The sequence below is a fragment of the Chitinophaga sp. MM2321 genome (assembly GCF_964033635.1).
GTDB lineage: Bacteria > Bacteroidota > Bacteroidia > Chitinophagales > Chitinophagaceae > Chitinophaga.
On sequence record NZ_OZ035533.1, the window covers coordinates 1555093 to 1575362 of the forward strand.

The following is a 20270-nucleotide window of genomic DNA, read 5'->3' on the forward strand; positions in this document are numbered from 1 at the left end:
TCAATTAGTTAACATGGCCACAGAGAAAAATACGGAGGCGCTCATCATTGCAGCAGCAAAGAAAATATTTATGCAAAAGGGCCTCGCAGGCGCCCGCATGCAGGATATCGCTGATGAAGCCGGCATCAATAAAGCCATGCTGCATTATTACTACCGGAGCAAAGACAAACTTTTTGAAATCATCTTTGAAGAAGCGGCCAACAGCATCTTCAAAGTACTCAGCCAGATACTTAAATCTGACCTTTCATTCCGGGAAATGATTGCAGCAATCGTAGAGAATTATCTCTCACATCTTACACAAAATCCTTTCCTGCCGATGTTTGTGTTAAATGAAATTCATCAGAACCCGGAACGTATCATGAACCGTTTCCGGAAAACCGGCCATCCACCGGATGTAAAAGCATTTGTAGCGAAAGTAATGCTGGCGCAAGAGAAAGGAGAGATCAAACCCACCGATCCGCTACAGTTACTGTTGAATATTGTATCCATGTGTATTTTTCCCTTTGCTGCAAAGCCTTTACTGAAAGTTGTTTCCGGCATAAGCGAACAACAGTACAATCGTATAATGGAAGATAGAAAGAAGTTCCTCGTCGATTTTATTATGGCTGCATTACAACCTTGATTTTTTTGTTCTTGTATTAACTATATGGTTAAATTTAATGGTTAAGTATGAAAAACATTATCTGGATCTGGCTCTTGTTTTCTCTTTCTGCAGCTGCCCAGGACTCCACCGTACTCACACTGGAACAATGCCAGCAGCTGGCACGGCAAAATTATCCGTTGTTGAAACAGCAACAGATATTGGATAAGATCCTGCAAGTGCAAACCAGGAACATTAACAATGCCTGGCTACCACAGGCTGCACTGAACGGCCAGGCATCGTATCAGTCGGATGTGACGGAGATCCCCATCAGACTACCCGGCATCAACATTGCTTCCCTGCCCAAAGATCAGTACCGCGCCACCATTGATGTAAACCAACAGCTCTATGACGGCGGCGCCACCCGTGGGCAACGCGACCTGCAAACACTGCAACAGCAAACTTCCCGGCAACAGGTGGAAGTGGAATTGTATAAGGTAAAGCAACAGGTGACACAGGTATACTTCAACACTTTACTCACAAACGAATATATCAACGTGGCATTGCTGGCGCAGAAAGATCTGACCCAACGGCTGGGAAAAATGCAGGCGGGCGTTGACTATGGCACCGTGTTGCCTTCCAGCGTGGACCTGTTGCAGGCGGAGCTGCTGAAAGCCCGGCAACAGGAGATTACAGCGGTATCATCCCGGCAGGCTTACCTCGAAGTATTGCGGCTGCTGACCGGCAGCCCTATAACGGATGTGGCTGCACGTAGTATACCCACAGCGGCAGATATAACGCCAACGGATACACTCAGCAGACCCGAACTGTTGCTGTTTCATCTTCAGTCCAACACATTGCAACAACAATCCATACTTACCGGCACCCGCACCCGCCCGCGTATCAGCGCCTTTGTACAGGGAGGTTACGGTCGGCCGGGTCTGAACATGCTCAGCAATGATTTTGAACCTTTCTATATGGCAGGTGTCCGCTTTAACTGGACGCTCTGGAACTGGCACTACCAGCGGAACGAACAGCAGGTACTCTCCTTACAGCAAAAAAATGTGGAAGAACAATCGGCCACCTTTTCGCTCAACACCCGTGTGCAACTGGCGCAACAAAAAGGAGAGATTGATCAGCTGCAAAAAATACTGGAGAAAGATGAAGCCATCATCGCCCTGCGCATCCGTGTAAAAGAAGCCGCCAACGCACAACTGGACAATGGCGTGATTACCGTACACGAATACGTACAGGACCTGGACGCAGAAACACAGGCGCGCATCAATCAGAAAACACATGCGCTGCAACTCAGCCTTGCACTCATTAATTATCAACTGACCCGTGGTTACTAAATCAATATATTCATGAAAGCTTTTCATATTGCGATACTCTGCTCCATGGCGCTGGGCGCCTGTAAAGCCAATAAACACCAGGCAGACGCCTTCGGTAATTTTGAAGCGGTAGAAACGATTGTAGGCGCCGAAGGCACCGGTAAGCTATTGGTATTTGATGTGGAAGAAGGAATGGTACTGCCGGCAGACACCATCGTGGGATGGATTGATTCTACCCAGCTTCATCTCAAAAAAACACAGCTCCAGGCTAACATAAAAGCCGTGCTGAGCAAGCGCCCTGACACACAGCCACAGCTCCAGGTGATCCGGGAACAGATTGCCCGTCAGCAGGTAGAGCAGCAACGTATTACCAACCTGCTCAAAGCCCGCGCTGCCACACCCAAACAACTGGATGATATCAATGCGCAGATAGCGATCCTCGAAAAACAATACCGCTCGCTCGCTTCCTCCCTGCAAACACAGGTAAGTGGTATCAACAGTGAAACACAGCCCTTACAGGCGCAGGTGGCACAGGTAACCGATCAGCTTACACAGTCGCGCGTAGTGAACCCTGTAAAAGGTACAGTACTGGTGAAGTATGCGGAAAGGGGCGAAGTAGTCACCTACGGCAAAGCCCTGTACAAGATCGCGGATCTCTCCGATATTATTCTCCGTGCTTATGTTGGAGAAGAACAGCTGGGAGAAGTAAAGCCGGGGCAAACCGTGACCGTACTAACGGACATGCCCGATGGAAAATATAAGGAGTGGCCGGGAACCGTTACCTGGATTGCGGCGGAGGCGGAATTTACGCCCAAGATCATACAAACAAAAGAAGAAAGGACCAACCTGGTATACGCCGTAAAAGTAAAAGTGAAGAATGATGGCAGCCTCAAAATCGGTATGCCGGCAGAACTGTCATTTGCAAAAAAATAAATCATGGGAAATCCTATTATCGTTGAGCAGGTGTCTAAAAGTTTTGGTGATGTGCAGGCATTGCGGGATGTCTCCTTCGAAGTAAAGCCAGCAGAGCTTTTCGGATTGATCGGTCCCGATGGCGCCGGAAAATCCACGCTGTTCCGCATCCTGACTACTTTATTGCTGGCAAATAAAGGACGGGCATCCGTCAACGGACTGGATGTAGTCACCCAATTCAAAGCTATACGCAAAATGGTGGGCTATATGCCCGGACGTTTTTCGCTCTACCAGGATCTGACGGTGGAAGAGAACCTGCATTTTTTTGCCACCATCTTCAAAACTACGGTCACGGCAAACTATGACCTGATCAAAGATATTTATGAGCAGATCGCGCCGTTTAAAAAACGGCCGGCCGGTCAGTTGTCAGGCGGCATGAAACAGAAGCTGGCACTGTGTTGCGCGCTGGTACACAAACCGGTTGTACTATTCCTGGATGAACCTACCACCGGTGTTGATCCGGTATCACGCAAAGAATTCTGGGAAATGCTGAAAGGGCTGCGGCAGAAAGGTATTCCGGTACTCGTATCCACGCCATACATGGATGAAGCGGTATTGTGCGACCGGGTGGCGCTCATGCAACAGGGAACACTGATGGAAATAGATGCGCCGCAAGGTATTATCAACGGCTTTACACAACCCATCTGGGCCGTGAGTGCTGTAAAGATGTTTCAGTTGCTGACCAGCGTCCGCGCATTTCCGCAAACAGCCAGCTGCTACGCTTTTGGAGAGTATCTGCATGTTACTTTGAAGCGGGGAACAGCAGACCTGCCGCAACTACAGCAATACCTGCAACAGCAACAGCACGAAGGATTAAAGATCATGCCTATCACCGCCAGTATTGAAGATTGTTTCATGGCATTAAGTCCGGCAATATGAACCCGATCGTCACCAGGTCACTCACCAAAAAGTTCGGCGCTTTCACCGCCACCAATGCCATCACTTTTGAAGTGAAGCCCGGAGAGATCTTTGGGTTCCTCGGCGCCAACGGCGCCGGTAAAACAACCGCCATGCGCATGCTCTGTGGATTGCTGAAACCCACAAGCGGAGAGGCTTTTGTGGCAGGATATGATGTGTACACGCAAACGGAGAAAGTGAAGCAACGTATTGGTTATATGAGCCAACGTTTTTCCCTGTACGAAGATCTTACCGTGAAAGAGAACATCCGTTTTTATGGCGGCATCTACGGGTTAAGTAACCAGCAGATAAAAGATAAATCCACGCAGTTGTTACAGAAGCTGGGAATGCAGCAGGAGGGAGATCAGCTGGTGGGTAGCCTGCCATTGGGCTGGAAACAGAAGCTGGCCTTTTCCGTCGCTATCTTTCATGATCCTTCTATCGTATTCCTGGATGAGCCAACCGGCGGCGTTGATCCGGTGACGCGGCGACAATTCTGGGATATGATTTATGAGGCGGCAGACAGCGGCGTTACCGTTTTTGTAACCACCCACTATATGGACGAAGCGGAATATTGTAACCGGGTATCCATTATGGTAGATGGTAGGATAGAAGCACTGGATACACCCGCAGCACTGAAAGCGCAATACGGGGCAGACACCATGGATGGCGTTTTTTTACAATTGGCAAGAGGAAAATAAAATTTTGTTTATGCAGCAGTTCCTGGTTTTCGTCCGTAAAGAATTTTATCACATCTTCCGCGATAAACGCACTCTGCTCATCCTGTTCGGAATGCCGGTGGTGCAGATCATCCTTTTTGGTTTTGCGATCACCAATGAGATCAGGGGCGCAAAAATTGCAGTGCTGGATCAGTCGCACGACTATTACAGCCGCCGTCTTACCGACAAGCTGGTGGCTTCCGGTTATTTTGAAATTGCGCAATACCTGCAAAGTAACAGCCAGATAGAAGCGGCCTTTAAAGAAGGGGATATAAAAATGGTGGTGGTTATCCCCGCAAAATTTGGCCAGGCTTTCTTTCATCAGAGAAAAGCACCGCTGCAACTACTCGCAGATGCCGGCGACCCAAATACCGCTACCACGCTACTCAACTACGCGACGGCTATTATCGGCAGTTATCAGCAGGAGCTGAACCAGCAGTTGGAGCTGCCTCTTACCATAGACACGACCGTACGTATGCTGTATAACCCTGCGCTGAAAAGTGTTTTCATGTTCGTGCCCGGGGTAATGACATTGATCCTGTTGCTGGTATCTGCCATGATGACGTCTATCACTATTACCCGCGAAAAAGAACTGGGTACCATGGAAATATTGCTGGTGTCGCCATTGCCGCCACCGGTCATTATCATCGGAAAAGTAATGCCTTATATCTTGCTGGCCTTCATCAATGCGTTGATCATCCTCGCTATGGGCGTATGGATTTTCGGGATGCCGGTTAAAGGCAGTCTTGTATTGCTGTTGGCGGAATGTGTGTTGTTTGTACTCACGGCTTTATCGCTCGGTATTCTTATCTCCACAGTTACGGATACACAGCAAACCGCCATGATGGCTTCTATGATGGGGTTGCTGATGCCCACGGTATTATTGTCAGGATTTATATTTCCGTTGGAAAGTATGCCGCGGCCACTGCAATTGTTAGCGAATATAATGCCGGCCAAATGGTTTATCATCATCCTGAAAGACATTATGCTGAAAGGGGCGGGCCTGCGGGATGTATGGCTGCAAACTACCGTGCTGGCCGGTATGACGGTATTCTTCCTGGGGGTTAGTATCAAGAACTTTAAAATCCGTTTAAACTGATGCGTACCATTCTTTTTTTATTACAGAAAGAGTTCCTGCAGATTTTCCGCAGCAAGGCGATGTTGCGCATTATTGTACTCGTGCCGGTACTTCAGTTGATTGTATTGTCCTACGCAGCTAACTACGAGATTAAAAATATAGCCATTGACGTTATAGACCGGGATCTCTCGCCCTGGTCGCGGCAGCTGGTCAGCAAGCTGACCGCCTCCGGTTACTTCAAGCTGCACAGGCATACTTTTGACCAGCAGGCGGCTTTTGCAGATATTGCGGATGACAAGGCTGATATTGTACTGGTGATTCCACCGCATTTTGAACGTGATCTTGTAAAGGAAAACAAAGCGCAGCTACAACTGCTGGTGAATGCGATCAACGGCAGTAAAGCCGGGCTGGCTTACGGATATGCCAATAGTATCATCCGTGATTTTAACCAGGAGGTGCGTACATCGTGGCTGGCGCTGGATAAGCGAAACGGGCCTGCTTTTATTGATATTACCTGGTCTAACTGGTATAATCCGCAGATGGATTATAAAATATTTATGGTGCCGGGTATCCTGGTCGTGCTGGTAACGCTGATAGGCGCATTTTTATCAGGGATGAATATTGTAAAGGAGAAGGAGATAGGTACTATTGAACAACTAAATGTAACGCCTATACGTAAGTACCAGTTTATACTGGGCAAGCTCATTCCATTCTGGATCATCGCCTTGTTTGAGCTGGCCTTTGGCTTGCTGATCGGTAAACTGCTGTTTCAGCTGCCGATAGTAGGCAGCATCTGGCTGGTATTCTTTTTTGCCGCCATCTATCTTTGGGTGATGCTGGGCATGGGCCTGCTCGTTTCCACTTTTACAGAAACGCAGCAACAGGCTATGTTTATCGCCTGGTTTTTTGTGATCATCTTTATGCTGATGAGTGGCCTGTTTACACCGGTAGAAAGCATGCCGCATTGGGCGCAGGTGCTTACCTGGTTTAATCCTATCGCTTATTTTGTAAAGGTAATCCGCATGGTGATGCTGAAGGGCAGTGGCTGGGAACAGATCCAGGGCTACCTGCTCATCATGCTGGCGTATGCAGCGGTGATGAATGGCGTGGCTATCCTGAATTACCGCAAGCGTGCCTAGCTCATTTTGCGGATCAGTTTTCCCAGTGTTTTTAAACCGTCGTCTACCTGTTTACTCCACGGGTTGCCGTAGCTGATCCGCAGGCAGTTATTGTAGCGGTTTTGCAGGGAGAAGATACGACCGGGACAAAAACTGATCTTGTTTTTGAGTGCCTGCTGAAAGAGGTCGAAGGTGTTGATGGAATCGTCCAGTTCCACCCATAATACACAACCACCCTGTGGGCGGGTTACGCACGCGCTTTCCGGGAAATATTCACTGATCGCCTGCGCATACCGTAAACTCTGGGTGTGCAGGGTTTTACGCAGGTTGCGCAGGTGAAATTCGTAACGGCCTATTTCCAGGAAATGTCCGATAGCGGCATGTGCCAGAGAACCGCAGGCGATGGAATGATTTTGTTTCATCCGCAATACTTTCTCTTTGTATTTCCCCGGCATGGTCCATCCTACGCGGTAGCCCGGCGCCAGTGACTTTGAGAAGGAATTACAAAGAAGTACATGCCCGTTTTTATCGAATGTTTTACAAGAGGCAGGGCGTTGTTTGCCAAAGTAAAGATCTCCATAAATATCATCTTCTATCAACGCGATATCGTATTTCTCCATCATGGCTACCAGTTCCTTTTTGTTGTTGTCCGGCATACAACTGCCCAGTGGGTTGTTGAAGTTGGTTACAAACAGGCAGGCTTTGATCTTGTGTTTCGGGATGGCTTTGTCGAGATAATCGAGATCCACGCCGGTGACGGGGTGGGTGGGCACTTCCAGCACTTTCAGTCCCATGCTTTCCGCCAGCTGTAAGGCGCCATAATAGGCCGGACTTTCAATAGCGATGGTATCTCCCGGTTGTGTAGTGGCGCTTAAACAAAGCGTGAGTGCGTCCATGCAGCCATTGGTAGTCACTACTTCGTCAGCAGTAGCAGCACAGCCCCAGCTGAGAGACATCCGCGCTATTTGTCCGCGTAACAGGGCATTGCCCTGCAGTTCTTCATAACCGATACCGCCGGCTGGCAGTTCCCGCAATGCATGTACCACCGCTTTGGCCATTTTTGCCGCCGGTAAAATTTCTACCGGTGGGGTAGCCACAGAAAATTTCAGAATGCTGTCATTGCTCATGTGACGGAACACTTCCATCACCATATCGCTCACGGTTACCTCGCTGGCTTTTTTTACCGGCTGACAGGTGCTTGGCATGGCTGGCATGCGCCGCATATTATAACGGATGTAATAGCCTGATTTGGGCCTGGATTCTATCAGCCCTTTTCCTTCCAGGTGGTAATAAGCCTGGAAGGCGGTGGATAAACTGATACCTTGTTGCTTGCTCAGCATACGCACGGAGGGCAGTTTTTCGCCCATCTTCATCACTTCTTTTTCTATCAGTTGTTCTATATTTTCAGCTACCTGGAGGTAGAGATGATCTGCTGTTTTTATCATGAGCGGTATTATCTGATATGGTCAAAAATACGGAAATGGCATCTGTTTTATCTCCTGTTTTTTATTTTTTTTGTGAGATGTTATTTCAGCTGTTTACAGATCAGTTTGCCGAGGGTTTGTACAGCCCAGGCCAGGTCATCGTTCCAGGGTGTTGCATTGGAGAGGCGCAGACAGTTATTGTATTTAGGCTGACTGGAAAACAGTGCGCCGGGTGTAAAGGCAATCTGATGTTCCAGTGCTTTCCGGTGTAACTCCCACGTATCAACTTTCGGCGGAAGTACCACCCACAAACTGATACCACCGGCAGGGCGGGTGAGGCGCGTGTCTGCCGGAAACGATTGTTGTATGCCCTTGGTCATCTGCATGGATTGTATGCTGAGGGCCTGCCGCAATGATTTGAGGTGAAGGTCCATCCGTTGCTGTTCCAGGTACTTCACCAACAACAGTTGTGGCAGTAATCCTGTACTGGCGGACGACATAAATTTAAGTTGCGCGAGTTTTTCATGATACCTGCTGTTGATAATCCACCCGACGCGAAGCCCGGCTGCCAGTGATTTAGAGAAAGAGGAACAATATAGTACGAGGTCGTCGCGGTCATATGTTTTGACCGTTTTAGGCCGCTCCGGCGCGAAATGAAGATCACCATACACATCATCTTCTATCAGCGGGATATGGTATTTATGCAGCAGTTGCGCCAATTGTTTTTTACTGTTATCTGGAATACAGCTGCCAAGCGGATTGTTATACGTGCAGATGAATAAGCAGGCCTGCACTTTTTTCTTTTTGAACACTTCTTCCAGTTTGTCCAGGCTTACACCGGTAACCGGGTCTGTAGGGATTTCCAGCACTTTCATACCGAGATTTTCAATGGCCTGCAACAAGCCGAAAAATGTAGGCGACTCAATGGCAATGGTGTCGCCTGCTTTGGCTACCGCCCGCAAACAGAGTGTGGCAGCCTCTATGGCGCCGTTGGTGATGATGACCTGGTCCGGTGTAACAGCACCGCCCCAATTGAGCGATAGTTTGGCTATCTGCCGCCGCAGCGGCTCATAACCGGTAACATCACTGTAAGGGATATACGCTTTTGATTCTTCCCGCGCCGCCTGCCGCAAAGCTTTGTTCAGCTTGGCGGTGGGCAACAATGAGGTATCGGGCGATGCTCCTATCAGCGAAAAAATATGCTTGTTGGAAGAAGTATTCCTGATCATAGCCACGCGTTCACTAACCTGTACCTTCGACGCGGTTTGTACCGGGTTGGAAACGGGCGGCAACTGGGGCAGCCCCTGCCGGGAAAACTGTACAAAGTATCCTGATTTTTCCCTGGCTTCCACCCAGCCCTGCCTTTCCAGGTGTGTATATACCTGCAGGGCCGTGCTGATACTGATGCCGTGTTCCCTGTGCAAACTGCGTACAGAAGGGAGTTTATCGCCAATAGTATAGGCGCCTGCGCCAATCATCTTTTCTATTTTATCTGCCAGTTGAAGATATAAGAATTCTTTATTTTTATTCATCTTCCAAAAATGATCTGTTATGGTCAAAATTACGTAAATCTGTATCTGTTTTAGTGTGTTTTTTTGATGTTATTTTGTAATTCATTTAGCAAGGCCGTACGCGAACCAAGCTATTATTCATAATTTTTTATCAAACTACATTTTATGAAAGCAAGAATGGACCTCACCAAAGGATTTCCGGATTTATACAATGCTATGCTGGGATTGGAGAACGCAGTAAGGAACAGCGGTATAGAGAAATCATTATATGAGCTGATCAAAATCCGTGCTTCGCAGATCAATGGCTGTGTTTTCTGTATCAATATGCACACGAAAGATGCGCGTGCAGGAGGCGAAACAGAACAACGCATTTACGGCTTGTCAGCCTGGCAGGAAGCGCCCTATTATTCCGACAGGGAACGCGCTGCACTCGCACTAACTGAATCAGTTACCCTGCTGGCTTCCACACATGTGCCCGATGATGTATACAATGCTGCAGCTGCTATATTTACAGAGAAAGAACTGGGCAATATTATCATGGCTATTGTGGTTATAAATGGCTGGAACAGGATTTGTGTAACTACCAGGACACAGCCGGTATAAAAGAATTACTTCGCTACAATTGGTCCGTAGGGACCGATTGTAGCGAATATTTTGCGCGAACCTCTCTTTGTTTCTCTTCAAAGTGCCTGCATTTCTTTACTTTTGTTTATGCAAAAGATTAGAATTCCGGTGCATGATCCTGCCAACTTTTCTTTTCAGGAATGTCTTTGCTACCTGGGAAGGTCTGACAAGGAATGTTTGCATTACATCATAGACGGAAAGTTACGCAGAATGATCCTGGTGGGCGATGAGCCGGCAGTAATTGAACTGGTGCCCGGCGCACATAATGATTACCTGGAAGCCACTGTTATAGCACCTTTGGGAGAAGTTTTTCCGGAAGATGAAATCCGGGCGTTTGTTACCCGGTGGTTGGACCTGGATGCAGATCTGCAATCCTTTTATGATTTTGCGGGCAACGATCCCATCTTATCCGCACTCACAACCCAATACCACGGATTACGACTCGTGGGGCTACCGGATTTGTTTGAAGCCATCAGCTGGCCCGTCATCGGACAACAGATCAATCTTACTTTCGCTTATACATTACGGCAACGTTTTATTCATACTTTCGGTTTTCATGCAGCAGTAGATGGTGCCGATTACTATTTGTATCCGCGCCCGGCGGTAATTGCAGCATTAACACCCGATACACTGAGGCCGATGCAGTTTTCCCGCAGTAAAGCATCGTATGTGATTGAAACAGCAAAAGCCATCACCACCGGCTGGCTGGATGGAGAACGGCTGGCGGCGTTTTCTTATGAAGAGGCGCTTGAACACCTGCTCAAACTGAAAGGCATCGGTAAATGGTCAGCCAATTATGTGCTGATGAAGTATAGCCGTTTTCCACAGTCCATGCTGCTGGAAGATGTAGGGTTGCACAATGCTATCAGGTATCAGTTGCAACTGGCGGCCAAACCATCCATGGCGGAGCTGCTTACCTACACACACCAGTGGAAACAGCATGCGGCATATGCTACTTTTTATCTCTGGCGATCTTTAATACCCCAATAATTTATTTATGGAAGTTGCGCATCTTCGTATTGACACTCCTTTAGGGCCGCTACTGATCAGCGGTACAGATGAATTTATTCAGGCCGTTTCTTTTACAGATGAACCGGCTACCGACTTTCCATTGCCACCACGTTTGTTACTCGAATGTGCCCAACAACTGCATGAATATTTTTCAGGCGAACGGAAAGTATTTGAAGTACCCCTTTATCAACCCGGTACTGCATTTCAACAAAGTGTATGGCAGCAGCTGACGGCTATCCCTTTCGGACATACGATTTCTTATCAACAGCTGGCACATCGTATCCACAACCCCAGAAGCATCCGCGCTGTAGGTACTACCAATGGTAAAAACTGTATCGCTATTATTGTTCCCTGTCATCGTGTTATTGGCAGCAATGGTACATTAACCGGTTATGCCGGCGGCTTATGGCGTAAACGCTGGCTCCTGGAACATGAACGCACCGATTTATTTACCGGTCTGCTATAATCATCTTTTCATGGAAAAAAATCTGATCTGCCCGAAATACGCAAAACTGCATCTGTTTTTATATCATTATTTGTCTCAATTTTGACCCGTAGCAGCATATCAGACCATGAAAGAAGTAGTAGCAACAATGATGAATCAACAGCCTTATGCGTAAATCAAATATGAATGCTTACCTCGCGCTGGCCATTGTAAGTATTTTCTGGGGAACAACGTATCTCGCGTCCAGGGTGGGCGTACGGCATATACATGGTATGATGCTGGCGGGAATAAGACAAGGCGTTGCAGGACTTTTATTAACCGGATTCTTTTTGTTGAAAGGATATAAGTTACCAGAGAAAAAAGTGTTGTCGAGACTATTTATAATGGGATTGATCATGCTTTGTGGCAGTAATGGTTTGATGACCTGGGCGATGCAATATGTTCCAAGTGGACTCGGGGCCATTATTGGTGCAACGGTACCTATCTGGATCACGATCTTCAGCCTTTTCCTGGTGAAGCGTACAAAACTGAGTGTGCAGCTGATCGTGGGGATGTTGCTGGGGTTTGCAGGTGTGGCCGGCATCTTCTATACTTATTTGTCCAGCCTGATGAATCCTGAATTCAGGTTCGGGATTATGCTGACAATCCTGGCTTCCATCTTCTGGGCATTAGGTTCCGTACTCACTGCCAAGTGGGCGTTGGGGGTGAACTACCTTTTCGGTGCAGGGTTTCAGATGCTTTTCAGTGGCATCGTGATGTTGTTGATATCGTTTTTATTCCTGGGGCAACACCTGGAAGCAGCCAGCTTTACCACCGAGTTGTGGGAAAGCCTGTTATACCTGATCTTCATTGGATCTATTCTCTCTTATTCAGCTTATGTGTATGCATTAAATAACCTGCCTCCTTCGCTGGTATCCGTGTATGCTTACATCAACCCTATAGTAGCCGTATTGCTGGGATGGATAATATTAAAAGAAGATCTCACCTGGCTCATGGGATTTTGTTCACTGGTTACGATAATCGGTGTTTATCTCGTCAATAATGCATTCAATAAAAATAAACAGGTACAGTAAGAATTTTAAGGTAGAAGTTAAAAGACAAATGCTCGCCCCGGTTTTTACCGGAAGGAGCATTTTTTTTGTTTTTAAAAGGGTTAAATTGAGTAAGTAAATAAAACAGGATCTTATGGAAGTTATTCGGGCAACGGAATTGCATACCAATGAAGTGGCGGTATTATTTGATGCATACCGCGGTTTTTATGATCAGTCCCCCGATTATAAAGGCGCGCTTGCTTTTATAACGGAAAGAATAGAAAAGAAAGACAGTGTAATATTTGTGGTGATGCAGGGGGATGAGATCATCGGTTTTACCCAGTTGTATCCCATCTTTACGTCGCTGGGTATGAAGCGCGGCTGGTTGCTGAATGACCTCTATGTACTGGAAGAGCACCGTGGCAGGGGAGCCGGCAGTGCGTTGATAGATGCAGCGGCGGCACATGGCCGGAAAACAGGTGCAGCCTGGGTGATGTTGCAAACTTACATTGCTAATACCGGTGCACAGAAATTGTATGAAGCGAAAGGTTTTAAAAAAGATACCAATTCTTACTATTACTATCAGCCCCTGTTGTAATAAGATTTTCCTTTTCTTTGTAAGATGGATATTACAAAAAATCCCTGGACAATACATGCCAGCGAAATCAGGTATGATAATAACTGGATCCGTGTTACACATCATGAAGGGCTGAATCCTGCCGGTGGTGCGGGGATATATGGCGTGGTTCATTTCAAGAACCTGGCAATAGGCGTAGTGGCACTGGATGAAAATAACCATATCTATCTCGTCGGACAATTCCGTTTTCCATTAAATAAATTCAGCTGGGAAATCCCCGAAGGTGGTGGCCCGCTAGGAGAAGACCCGCTGGATACCGCAAAGCGGGAGTTGCTGGAAGAAACCGGCCTCGTCGCTGCACATTGGGAGGTGATCACAAAAATGGAGACTTCCAATTCCGTTACGGATGAATCAGGCATCGTGTTCCTGGCCCGCGGACTGGAGCAGCGCACAGCAGAACCGGAAGACACTGAGCAACTGCTGGTAAAAAAAGTTCCTTTTGAAGCCGCTTACCAGATGGTAAAAGATTATACAATCACCGACTCACTTTCCGTAGCGGCCATACAGAAAATAAAGCTGATGCTCCTGGAAGGAGAGCTGATTTAAGAGAAAAACCGCATCTTTGCAGCAAATGGACAGGAAGTTTAATAACGGTTTCAAAGGAGACAGAAGAGAGGGCGGTGCTGGCCCTAAAAGGTTCGCGAGCCTGCGGCCAAAGCAATCAACGCTGATTATTGGCCGTCAGCCGGTGATAGAGGCCCTTAACAGCGGCAAGCCTATCGAGCGTATCTTTATGCTCCGCACGGCTACAGGCGACATTATTCCGCAGATTAAAGAACTGGCTATAGCCAACAATATTCCCATTAACATCGTACCTGTTGAAAAGCTAAACGGGCTTACACAAGCCAGTCACCAGGGTATCATCGCCATCGCCGGCAATGTAACCTACCTGGACTTACAGGACGTGATCTCTCATGTAATTGAGCAAGGGCAAACACCTTTGTTCCTGATCCTGGACGGCATCACCGATGTCCGCAATATCGGCGCCATCGCCCGCAGCGCAGTTTGTTGCGGCGCCCAGGCCATCATTATCCCCGACAAAGGCATTGCCGCCCTCAATGAGGAAGCGGTGAAATCCTCTGCCGGCGCGTTGGAAAAGATCGCGGTGTGCCGCGTGAACAGTTTGCTCAAAGCCATTGACACCCTCCATCTCAACGGCATTAAAGTACTGGCCAGCGAAATGGAAACGGAGTTGAAATTATATGATTGCGACCTGAAAGAACCGGTGGCGGTGATTATGGGGTCTGAAGACAAAGGCGTGTACCCGGCCCTCATCAAAGCATCAGATGTGCTGTTCCGTATACCCATGGCAGGCGATTTCGAATCATTCAACGTTTCTGTAGCCGCCGGCATTATTTTGTACGAAGCAATGAAACAAAGAATATAGTCTTAAACCGGCTTCTCATGCTAAAACTAGTTGAATGTCCACGGGACGCAATGCAGGGATGGCACAGGATGATCAGTACGGATGAAAAGGTGAAATACCTGAATGCCCTGTTAAAAGTAGGTTTTGATACCATTGACTTTGGCAGTTTTGTATCTCCCAAAGCTATTCCGCAACTGGCAGATACAAAAGATGTATTGCCCAGATTACAACTGGATGATACGAAAAGTAAGCTGCTGGCTATTGTAGCAAATGTACGCGGTGCAGAAGAAGCCATTATTTACGATGAGATTGATTACCTGGGCTTCCCCTTTTCTGTTTCAGAAACATTCCAGCTGAGAAATACCAATAAAACAATCGCAGAATCCCTGGAGCAGGTGCATACCATGCAGGAATTGTGTCTCAAGAGCCGCAAAGAGCTGGTCGTATATATTTCCATGGGCTTTGGTAATCCTTATGGAGACCCCTACAGCCCTGAAATTGTATTACAATGGGTAGATGAACTGGTAAAGATGGAGATCACCACCATTTCCCTTGCAGATACCGTTGGTATGGCTAATCCGCAGATCATCACCGACCTGTTTAAATACCTGGTTCCTGCCTATGAAGGGGTGGAAATAGGCGCGCATTTTCATTCTGCTCCTTTTAACTGGGAAGAGAAAGTAAGGGCTGCCTGGCATCAGGGATGCAAACGGTTTGACAGTTCCCTGAAAGGAATAGGCGGCTGTCCGATGGCGAAAGATGAACTGGTAGGCAATCTGGCCACCGAAAATATGATTGCTTTTTGTCACAGGTACCAGGAACCACTTACCCTGGATATGGCTGCCCTGCTAACCGCACAGTTGCTGGCAGACACCGTTTTTAAAGATTAATACATGCAATTTCATTTAAGCTTTCCCGTGGCGCCACTGGAACCTGCTATCCGGTACAGCGATGAACTGTTACTGATGGGCTCCTGTTTTGCAGAAGAAATAGGCGAAAAACTACAGGAACACCGGTTTAATACTGTGATCAACCCGCATGGCATCCTCTACAACCCGTTGAGCATTACCAGGGCATTGACTACTTATCTCGACGGAAAAATATATACCAAAGAAGACCTCTTCCAACATAATGATACCTGGAACAGCTGGGACCATCACAGCCGTTTTTCTGCACTTACCGCAGATGCTGCACTGGATGGGATCAACGCTGCACAGGCCACCGCTATGCGCAGTATGGAGCAGGCCGACTGGCTGATCCTGACGCTGGGTTCCGCACATGCATATGTATTGAAAGAAAATAATCGCATCGTAGGTAACTGTCACAAAGTGCCTGCAACCGCATTTTACAAAAGGATGCTGACCGCAGAAGAAGTGATCACGGCGCTGGACAATGTGATGCACCGTTTATTTTTCCGCAACCGTAAAATTAATATACTCTTTACCGTTAGCCCCGTCCGTTATATCCGGGATGGGGTAGTAGAAAATAATCTCAGCAAAGCTATTCTGCTACAGGCGGTACATCACCTGGTAAATAAATTCTCCCGTCTCTATTATTTCCCGGCTTACGAGCTGGTGATAGATGACCTGCGCGATTATCGTTTTTATAAAGATGATATGGTACATCCCAATGCCACCGCAGTGAACTACGTATGGGAGCAGGTGGTGAAAGCTTGTATAAATACCGGTGATCAGGCACTGTTGCATACCATCACGGAATTGAACAGGGCAGCACAACACCGGCCGTTTAATCCGCGGAGCAGCCAGCATCAGCAGTTTATGCGCACCTACGCAGATAAAGTGAAGCTATTGATGGAAGCGCATCCGCACCTGAAGCTGGACGACCTGATGAAGTATTTTGAGCAATGATAGTCTACTCCACGATCTCCGTTTCGTCCTTATGTCTTGGCTGGTAATACAGGTAATAATACGCCAGGATCAATATGCCGGTAATAAACGGGATCAGTGCCAGGTATCTGTAGGTGATCTCTCCCACAATCACCTGTTCATCAAAATGTAAAAATTCGCTGATCATCCAGTAAGAGTTGGCGGTTATCCATACGGTGATGGCTACATTATGGCATAGCTCAGACATATACTGCCTGGTGCGCCATGCAATGACAATGGAAATAATCAGGGTAGGGAAAATCATCGCTATTCCCAGCGGCTTCCATATCATGCACCAGCTGATGTCTTTGAGCAGCCAGAAAACAATATGCAGGTTTTCCATTCTACGGTAACTCAAAGGGATGCTGTACACCGGCTGAGCCGTAACATTTTTGTGCATGCTGAATATTTATGTTGATAGATATGGACGCAAAAATATAAAATCAGCGTTAATAGAGAGGGGTAATTTGAGTTTGAATAATGTTTATATTCGTTGATATGAATGACTTCTACTGGTCAGCACAACACACGCGCTTTCATGGCATCAACTGGATCCCCGACAACTTCAGCCGGGTGATGATCATTGTCCATGGTATTGGGGAAGATGTAGGCCGCTATGACCATGTAGCAAAGTTTTTTAGTGGCCAGGGCTTTGCTGTAACAGGTATCGATCACTACGGACACGGTAAAAGCGATGGTAAAAGAGGCGCTTCACCGGGTTTTGAATTTATGTTTGATTACCTCCAGGACTACCTGGACCATGTAAAAGAATTGTACGACAAGCCGGTGGTGATGTATGGTCATAGTATGGGTGGCGGCGTGCTCACAGGCTTTTTGCTGAAAAGGGAACCTGCTATCCAGGCGGCGGTTATATCCGCGCCGGCGTTGATTGTTGGCAGACGCCCGGGAGCTTTGCTCAGGGGCTTGCTGCGCTTCCTCAGTGGCGTGCTGCCCGATGTACGCATCAACCAGGGACTGGATATCAACAAAATTTCCCATGACAAGGAAGCGGTGGAAAAATTCCGCCGCAATCCGCTGCGGCACGATAAACTGAGCCTCCGCCTCGCAAATGATATGATCCGGAACGGCGCCTGGTGCCTGTTACATGCCGGTGAGCTGCAAATAAGATCTTTACTGATACATGGTAGTGCAGATGAGTTTACGGCAGTGGAAGGCTCCCGCCTGTTTGCCGAACGTGCGCCGGCAAGCCTGCTCAGCTACCAGGAATGGGAAGGAGATTATCATGAACTGCATAATGAGGTGAACAGGAAAGAAGTACTGCTTTTTATTGCCGGTTGGCTGAGCGGTATCAGATAACGTATATACAATGCGCAGCAAGCGCCTATTTTAGCAAGTGTAACATACTAACCTATGGCTATTAAGAAGAGAAAGGAACACGTCGACCTTACCGTTAACGCGGCATCCGATGTGATCCTGACTATCAGTATCGGTAATGCCCAGATAGGCGCCAGTGTTGTTCGCTTTGATAAAGCAGCAAACGTATTGGCAAAAGGCGAGATCCGTAACCTGAACCTGGGAAATGGCGGTGATTTACGGGGTAAAGTATTGAAAATAACAACCAATATCCTGGATGCAAATGTGCTCACAAATGGTATGGTGGTTACCTGTTATTTTGAATCCTGTAAGCCTAACGTAGTCATGTACCAGGATGCTGTTAATGTAGATGGCGATATTATTTCGTTTCTCCTGGATTTTAATTTCAAATAGACAATGAAGAGATTTGTTTTGCTCCTGCTGCTCTCAACTGCAGCCAGCCTGAGCTATGGGCAGATGAAAGATACACTTGGGATAACGGACATGGCTATGCCAACGGCGCCGGGGTTTATCCTGGCGGGCAAGGCACCCGCAGCTATTGACAAGCCTGTTAATCCCAAAGCATTCGGGATCAGCCTGATCAACCTGTGGGAGGGCGGTGCAGTGGATGTAACCCCATTCTGGCTCACGAATAAACCCCGGCTTACCTTTGAGAAGTACCTGAATAACAGGTTCCCGGTATTGCAGACTTTCAACATCTCTGCCGCTACCTTTAAAACGGATACCAGTACCAACCTGTCTGCAGGCTTCAGGACCCAGGTGTTCAAATTCTACTACCGCAGGAACCGGGAGGCCATGCTCAAAAAGAAACAGGAGATCGCCGACCTGCTGGCTGTGGAAGATCCGGCCCTGCTGGATACTACCGCCATTGCGCAGAAGAACGCAGAACTCCGCGCTCTATTTGATGTGCAAAGGAATAAAGGGATCGTGATTGTGGAGCTGGCCGGTGCTGTTGTGGGTAATGCCCCTAACAGTACATTCAAAAACCTGTCTACGTCCCGCTCCGGCCTGTGGACCAATATCCGCTGGGCGCCTGATAAGTTTCCGTTGGACTTTATTGCCCTGGGACGTTACAGCTGGGGAAGCAATACGCCGGCAGACAGCAACCTGCTCGACTATGGACTGGCCGTCAACTATCAGAAAGGCCGCTTCGACCTGTCTGCTGAATACGTAAACAGGCAGCACCTGGATACCCATGTCAACTACGACCGGCTGGCACTGGTGGCTAACTTTATGATCAGTGACAGCTTCTTTGCAGTGGCTTCTTTCGGGAAGGATTTTGATAAGGTAAATAATATCCTGGCTGTATTTGGCGTGCGGTTCGCATTGTCGAGAGAAAGGGTCACGTTGTAAAAACGGCGTAGGATACACCTGTAGATCAGGTGTATCCTACGCCGTCATGTTTTCTTTAACAGGTCCTGCTATTATGGGTTGGTAGACCATAAGCCTGCTGACTTCACCAGCACTCTTCTGTTCAGCTTCAGCTGGGATACCACAAATTCCGCCAGGTCTTCCGGCTGCAATACCTTTTCGGGATTACCATCCGTCAGTTTAAGTTCTTTCGCCATGTCTGTAGCAATGGTGCTTGGCGTGAGGGCGCTCACCCGGATATTGTGTTTCCTTACTTCCAGCATCAGGGATTCAGTGAGGCCCAGCAGCCCGAATTTGGAGGCGCTGTAAGCACTGGTCAGGGGCGCACCACGCTGACCGGCAGTAGAAGCTATATTGATAATATCACCTGTTTTCCTTTCAATCATGCCAGGTAACACGGCGCGGGTAACATAATAAACACCCAGCAGGTTTACCTGGATGATCTGTTCCCATTGGGTGGGCGACAGTTCCAGGAAGCCCCCGAAGGCGGCAATGCCTGCATTATTGATCAGGATATCGATTTCACCCAGCTCTTTGGTCAGCTGCGCCACCGCTTCATTCACCGCATCTATGGATGATACATCGGCCACCGCATAGGCGGCTTTTACGCCAAGACTGCTTACTTCTTTCACTACTTCTTCCAGCGGGCCTGCACTACGGCCCATCAGGCCTATATCTGCCCCTTCATGCGCCAGCGCCACCGCTATTGCACGGCCAATCCCTTTACCACCACCGGTAATAAGTACTTTCTTTCCTTTTAATGATTCCATATATATGTCTCCGTTTTTTGCTGTTAGTATATCCTGCAAAGGTAAGGGCTTTCCAGCACGAATTTGTTCCCCTCAGGTTAGCTCCCGGTAGTAAAATTCTAAATTACAACCTATCTTCGCTGCAAATAAAAAGTCAGCATTCATCATCAACCAACAAATCACTA

General features: G+C 47.8%; 23 protein-coding genes. 19 read left to right on the forward strand and 4 right to left on the reverse strand.

What is annotated here, in order from left to right:
* Positions 1–13 precede the first annotated feature (13 nt).
* Genes ABQ275_RS05975 through ABQ275_RS06005 form a run of 7 tightly spaced genes read left to right on the forward strand, consistent with a single transcriptional unit; the run spans position 14 to position 6716 of the window.
* Positions 14–622, forward strand: a complete 609-nt coding sequence (locus tag ABQ275_RS05975) for a TetR/AcrR family transcriptional regulator (RefSeq protein ID WP_349317361.1) — start codon at positions 14–16, stop codon at positions 620–622.
* Positions 623–669: 47 nt separating this feature from the next.
* Positions 670–1932: a TolC family protein gene (locus ABQ275_RS05980; protein ID WP_349317362.1), complete on the forward strand. Its 1263-nt coding sequence runs from the start codon at positions 670–672 to the stop codon at positions 1930–1932.
* A 12-nt stretch (positions 1933–1944) separates the two neighbouring features.
* Positions 1945–2844, forward strand: a complete 900-nt coding sequence (locus tag ABQ275_RS05985; RefSeq protein WP_349317363.1) for an HlyD family efflux transporter periplasmic adaptor subunit — start codon at positions 1945–1947, stop codon at positions 2842–2844.
* Positions 2845–2847: 3 nt separating this feature from the next.
* Positions 2848–3762, forward strand: a complete 915-nt coding sequence (locus tag ABQ275_RS05990; protein WP_349317364.1) for an ABC transporter ATP-binding protein — start codon at positions 2848–2850, stop codon at positions 3760–3762.
* Positions 3759–4481, forward strand: coding sequence for an ABC transporter ATP-binding protein (locus tag ABQ275_RS05995; protein WP_349317365.1), 723 nt, complete (start codon positions 3759–3761; stop codon positions 4479–4481). Before ABQ275_RS05990 ends, ABQ275_RS05995 begins: the two co-directional genes overlap by 4 nt.
* 10 nt (positions 4482–4491) lie before the next feature.
* Complete coding sequence (locus tag ABQ275_RS06000) at positions 4492–5598, forward strand: ABC transporter permease (protein WP_349317366.1); 1107 nt, start codon at positions 4492–4494, stop codon at positions 5596–5598.
* Positions 5598–6716 (forward strand): ABC transporter permease, encoded by a 1119-nt coding sequence (locus tag ABQ275_RS06005; protein ID WP_349317367.1) that lies wholly within the window; start codon positions 5598–5600, stop codon positions 6714–6716. The genes ABQ275_RS06000 and ABQ275_RS06005 overlap by 1 nt, the downstream gene beginning before the upstream one ends.
* On the opposite strand, the gene ABQ275_RS06010 is transcribed toward ABQ275_RS06005, so the two are convergent.
* Positions 6713–8140, reverse strand: a complete 1428-nt coding sequence (locus tag ABQ275_RS06010; protein ID WP_349317368.1) for a PLP-dependent aminotransferase family protein — start codon at positions 8138–8140, stop codon at positions 6713–6715. The genes ABQ275_RS06005 and ABQ275_RS06010 overlap by 4 nt on opposite strands.
* An 80-nt stretch (positions 8141–8220) precedes the next feature.
* Entirely contained in the window at positions 8221–9651 is a 1431-nt protein-coding gene (locus ABQ275_RS06015) for a PLP-dependent aminotransferase family protein (RefSeq protein ID WP_349317369.1), read from the reverse strand.
* Between the two features lie 144 nt (positions 9652–9795).
* On the opposite strand from ABQ275_RS06015, the gene ABQ275_RS06020 reads away from it, so the two are divergent.
* The 9 genes from ABQ275_RS06020 to ABQ275_RS06060 all read left to right on the forward strand — a co-directional run bounded on the left by ABQ275_RS06020 (position 9796) and on the right by ABQ275_RS06060 (position 16612).
* Entirely contained in the window at positions 9796–10233 is a 438-nt protein-coding gene (locus tag ABQ275_RS06020; protein WP_349317370.1) for a carboxymuconolactone decarboxylase family protein, read from the forward strand.
* 108 nt (positions 10234–10341) lie between these two features.
* Positions 10342–11244 carry a DNA glycosylase gene (locus ABQ275_RS06025; protein WP_349317371.1) on the forward strand — a complete coding sequence of 301 codons (903 nt, stop codon included), beginning with the start codon at positions 10342–10344 and terminating at the stop codon, positions 11242–11244.
* Between the two features lie 7 nt (positions 11245–11251).
* Positions 11252–11731 (forward strand): methylated-DNA--[protein]-cysteine S-methyltransferase, encoded by a 480-nt coding sequence (locus ABQ275_RS06030; protein ID WP_349317372.1) that lies wholly within the window; start codon positions 11252–11254, stop codon positions 11729–11731.
* Positions 11732–11877: 146 nt separating this feature from the next.
* Positions 11878–12783, forward strand: coding sequence for an EamA family transporter (locus ABQ275_RS06035; RefSeq protein ID WP_349317373.1), 906 nt, complete (start codon positions 11878–11880; stop codon positions 12781–12783).
* Between the two features lie 112 nt (positions 12784–12895).
* Positions 12896–13339, forward strand: a complete 444-nt coding sequence (locus ABQ275_RS06040) for a GNAT family N-acetyltransferase (RefSeq protein ID WP_349317374.1) — start codon at positions 12896–12898, stop codon at positions 13337–13339.
* 24 nt (positions 13340–13363) lie between these two features.
* A complete protein-coding gene (locus tag ABQ275_RS06045) occupies positions 13364–13924 on the forward strand; it encodes an NUDIX hydrolase (protein WP_349317375.1) in 561 nt (186 codons plus the stop codon).
* Between the two features lie 25 nt (positions 13925–13949).
* Entirely contained in the window at positions 13950–14765 is an 816-nt protein-coding gene (gene rlmB, locus ABQ275_RS06050; protein WP_349318789.1) for a 23S rRNA (guanosine(2251)-2'-O)-methyltransferase RlmB, read from the forward strand.
* Positions 14766–14782: 17 nt separating this feature from the next.
* On the forward strand, positions 14783–15634 hold the full coding sequence (locus tag ABQ275_RS06055; RefSeq protein WP_349317376.1) for a hydroxymethylglutaryl-CoA lyase: 852 nt from the start codon (positions 14783–14785) through the stop codon (positions 15632–15634).
* Between the two features lie 3 nt (positions 15635–15637).
* Positions 15638–16612 carry a GSCFA domain-containing protein gene (locus ABQ275_RS06060; RefSeq protein WP_349317377.1) on the forward strand — a complete coding sequence of 325 codons (975 nt, stop codon included), beginning with the start codon at positions 15638–15640 and terminating at the stop codon, positions 16610–16612.
* 4 nt (positions 16613–16616) lie between these two features.
* On the opposite strand, the gene ABQ275_RS06065 is transcribed toward ABQ275_RS06060, so the two are convergent.
* On the reverse strand, positions 16617–17030 hold the full coding sequence (locus ABQ275_RS06065) for a hypothetical protein (RefSeq protein ID WP_349317378.1): 414 nt from the start codon (positions 17028–17030) through the stop codon (positions 16617–16619).
* An 80-nt stretch (positions 17031–17110) separates the two neighbouring features.
* On the opposite strand from ABQ275_RS06065, the gene ABQ275_RS06070 reads away from it, so the two are divergent.
* Genes ABQ275_RS06070 through ABQ275_RS06080 form a run of 3 tightly spaced genes read left to right on the forward strand, consistent with a single transcriptional unit; the run spans position 17111 to position 19318 of the window.
* Positions 17111–17947: a lysophospholipase gene (locus ABQ275_RS06070; RefSeq protein WP_349317379.1), complete on the forward strand. Its 837-nt coding sequence runs from the start codon at positions 17111–17113 to the stop codon at positions 17945–17947.
* Between the two features lie 54 nt (positions 17948–18001).
* Complete coding sequence (locus ABQ275_RS06075) at positions 18002–18358, forward strand: hypothetical protein (protein WP_349317380.1); 357 nt, start codon at positions 18002–18004, stop codon at positions 18356–18358.
* Positions 18359–18361: 3 nt separating this feature from the next.
* A complete protein-coding gene (locus ABQ275_RS06080) occupies positions 18362–19318 on the forward strand; it encodes a hypothetical protein (protein ID WP_349317381.1) in 957 nt (318 codons plus the stop codon).
* A gap of 71 nt (positions 19319–19389) precedes the next feature.
* Here ABQ275_RS06080 and ABQ275_RS06085 read toward each other — a convergent pair whose 3' ends face one another.
* Entirely contained in the window at positions 19390–20106 is a 717-nt protein-coding gene (locus ABQ275_RS06085) for a 3-ketoacyl-ACP reductase (protein WP_349317382.1), read from the reverse strand.
* Positions 20107–20270: the final 164 nt, after the last annotated feature.